3 protein-coding genes are annotated in these 3423 nt (G+C 55.2%); 1 reads left to right on the forward strand and 2 read right to left on the reverse strand.

The features are described 5' to 3' along the window. The coding region (locus ACIQ3A_RS14460; protein WP_396432426.1) for a hypothetical protein at window positions 1–332 on the forward strand (332 nt) is incomplete at its 5' end. A gap of 161 nt (window positions 333–493) precedes the next feature. Here ACIQ3A_RS14460 and ACIQ3A_RS14465 read toward each other — a convergent pair. Together ACIQ3A_RS14465 and ACIQ3A_RS14470 are read right to left on the reverse strand one after the other, a co-directional pair. Beyond that, a complete protein-coding gene (locus ACIQ3A_RS14465; RefSeq protein ID WP_396432427.1) occupies window positions 494–1942 on the reverse strand; it encodes a glycosyltransferase in 1449 nt (482 codons plus the stop codon). A 258-nt stretch (window positions 1943–2200) separates the two neighbouring features. Beyond that, window positions 2201–3423, reverse strand: a 1223-nt coding sequence (locus ACIQ3A_RS14470; RefSeq protein WP_396432428.1) for a methyltransferase regulatory domain-containing protein, incomplete at its 5' end; no start/stop codon positions are given.

The following is a 3423-nucleotide window of genomic DNA, read 5'->3' on the forward strand; positions in this document are numbered from 1 at the left end:
TTGAACTGAAAGCCGAGGAGTTGGCCGACCGACTTGTTCGCCGTGACCGTGAATCGGATGACAGGCGCACTTGTTTTGAGTGCAGCCACCTGAAAGGCTTTAATCGTTTGAGATGTGATAACTGGAAGGTGGCACGTATTTCTTCCACCGAAGAAGGCGCACTTAGGAACAAGGACGACTGCATGATTCTTCAGAGGTGTGATGGTTTTAGTAATGTTTTTGAGGCTACGAGACGCCAAATCACCCCACCAGCAACACCGCCGCCCCAGCCACCCACCACCCACAAAAAAGCCCCGCCGCAGCCTGTCTCCATGCTTACCAAACTGGGCTAATCAAATCACCTGAAGCGCACCACGTCCGAACGAAAACGGAGAACTGCGGGGCTTGAACGCCGAGGCTGACGTTTGTCGGATTCGAACTGACGGGCTACTGCTTACAAGGCGGTTGCTCTACCAACTGAGCTAAAGCGGCACAGGCCCATTGTAAAGCTGGCCTAAGGCGTTGGCGGCCGGCAGACAGATTCAAACAACTGGATCAACGCGTCCTCAAACTGGCGGGTGAAGCTGGCGACATCCATCAAGGGTGAAGCCAGCATCCGGGGCCGCATGCTGCTGCGCAAGTTTGCCAGTCTATCCCGGTCGGCTGCCAGCGATGCGGCAATACGGACATAGTCATCCGCGTCTGTGGCGGCAAGTTCCGGTAGCCCAATGGCACTGAGAAACGCAAAGGTCTGACGGCTGACGACTCGGGATTGCGGCCAAGTTACCACCGGCACACCCATCCACAGGGACTCACAACTGGTCAGCCCGCCAGTGAATGGAAACGGGTCCAGCGCAATGTCGATGTCTGCGTATTCTTTCAGCACATCTGCGTGAAAGCTGGGGCCGCGCAGTTCAATCCGCTCGGCAGCAATGCCGCGTGCCACAAACGCGCTGGTGACCTTGTGGCGCAGCGCATCGTCATTGAAGGTGCGCCACTTCAAAACCAGCCGCGAACCAGGCACCGCCGCCAAGATGGCTGACCAAACATCGAAAACCCCGTCGTTCAGCTTGGCCGTGTTGTTAAAGCAGCCAAAAGTGATGTGGCCGTTACGAGTGAAAGGTGAAGGTGCAACTTCCGCAGGCGCCCAAGGTACAGGCTGGTAGCAGAGGCGCCCATCTGGCAGGCGGATGATGGGTTCCGTAAACTGGGCTTCAGTGCCTTCTGGCGCATGCCAATCATCCAACAGCACCGCGTCCATGTAAGGCAAGCCTGTGGTGGCAAAGTAGCCAAGCCAGCTCACCATGACTGGCGCAGGGCGGTAAGCAAAGGCGGTTAAACGCGAACCTGCGGTGTGGCCTGACAGATCAACCAGCACGTTAACGCCGTCCGCGCTAATCAACTCAGCCAAGGCAGCATCGTCCAGGGCAGACACATCGCGCAAGGTGCAGGCCGCGCTGATTTCATCGGTCACCCAGTCTTTAACCAGACCGGCGCTGTAGGCAAATACATCAACGCGCTTGGGGTCATGCGCTTTGAGCACATCTTTCACAAACAAGCCAACCGTGTGCTGGCAAAAGTCTGCGCTTACATACCCAAGGCGCAGGGGCCGGCTGTCCGTGGATTGCACAGTCGGGCGTGGGCCAACTGCTATGGCAACAGCCCATTGACCCCAGGCCTTGGCTTGGGCAAGGCGGGTGGCGTCAAGCACTGCGGGGTCGTACTCCAGGCTGGTCAGCGCATTGCGGTGGATGATGGGATGGTTGGGTAGTTGGGTCAGCAGGTCAGCATAAAGGCTGGTGGCGTGACCATGCTCGCCCGCATCTCTGGCCACGCTTGCGAGGTTGATGGAGGCTCGAAGGTCGTTGGGAGACAAAGAGCGGGCTTGCGCAAAGCAGACTTCGGCGCGGGTGAGAAAGCCTGTGTTGAGAAGTAAGCCCCCAAGGTCAAGCCAATCATCCAATGATTTGCATGACCCCGCGGGCTCTTCAACCAACAGCAAAAACTCGGCCCATTGGCCATTTGATGCATGCTGCTTGGCGGCATCAAAATTTATTTTTTTTACCAAAAATTTTGATCCATTGGGGCAGCTTGATCATGTCGCTCTCGGGCATCCACGATGCAAGCAACGCAGCTTGTAGGGTTTTTTAGGGTATTTAAAAGGCTTGGGCGTATTAGCAAAAGCGCCATAAAGCGGTGCGCTGCAACAAGAACTAAAAAATCAAATTAACTGGAGCGCCTTAACAATGGGGAGCTGCGTCTTGGCAAAAGTCGAGGCTTGCAGGCTCAACTCAGCTAAGTTTTCTTCTGGTGTATCCAGCGCCTTGCCTTCTTTCAGAATCTTTTGGCCCTGCGCCGCTAAAAGCTGCCAAGTGAACTGCGCCCACTCTGCCGGTAGCTTCTTGCCTTGGTCTGACGCCAGCAAGAACAACTGGTTAATGCGGCTGACGGCTATTCCGCCGCCTGCAACAGGGCTTGCAAGGTAGTTGATATCAGCACTGCCACGGGCTTTGTTCATCAAAAAAGCGTTGAGTTTGTCGGTTTGTTTTCTGACTTTTGAGATGTGTGCATCGTCTTGCACAGCCACCAGAGTGCCCGTGGCAGACAGGATCAAGACCGCTTGAACCAATTGGGGAAAAGCAATTTTCTGGCCTTTAAGCGCTTGTTCGAGCTGGCCCAGCGTTTGAGGTTTGTGGTTTGCCAATGCGTCCAGCACGGGGTTATAGATTGCCTCTTGCATAGTGGCTTCGCCCAACGCGCCAGTGACTTTGAGCGAAACATCTGCACGGTGCACCGTCAATAAAACCTTTTGCGCCCTGAGCGCTTCGCCTTGCTCCAGCGGGCTTAGCCTTCTTGCGCCTTTGACCCAATAGTCCTTGCGAAACTGCTGGTTGACCATGAAGTCACGCACTGTTTGCTCAAACATGATGTCTGGGATTTCTTTGAGCAAGGCTTGCTGCTCAGCAGTGTGGTTGACTTGGTCAATATGGCCCAAATAGTCTGCGCTGCATGCAAAGTCCACCTTGGCAGGGGCAAGCCACTGGGCCATCTTCGAAAAAGGCATGGGGAGCCAATCCCGGTTGAAGTACTCATGGGCTAAGTAGTTTCGGTTGTGGGCCTTCATGCCTTTGACTCGCTCGGTCACCACGGGATTGGCCTTGAGATAGTTGGGATTGGTTGCCAGCAGCTTGTCCGCAAAATCCAGTGCACTGTCAATGCGTTTGGCAATGCCTTGGCCCGCAACACCCATAACTTGAGCATGCTCAGTCAACAAGTCGCGCATGGGGACCATGGCGGCCCAACCTGGCTGGGTGTTGTAGCTGATGTACAGAACACCGCCCACTTTGAGTTTCTTGCGGATGAAGTCGACAATGACGGCGCGGTTCTCGTCGGATATCCAGCTCCAGTTGCCGTGCAGGCCTATGTAATCAAACTCAGGCAGGT

Source organism: Limnohabitans sp. (assembly GCF_044361985.1).
Classification (GTDB): Bacteria; Pseudomonadota; Gammaproteobacteria; order Burkholderiales; family Burkholderiaceae_C; genus Limnohabitans_A.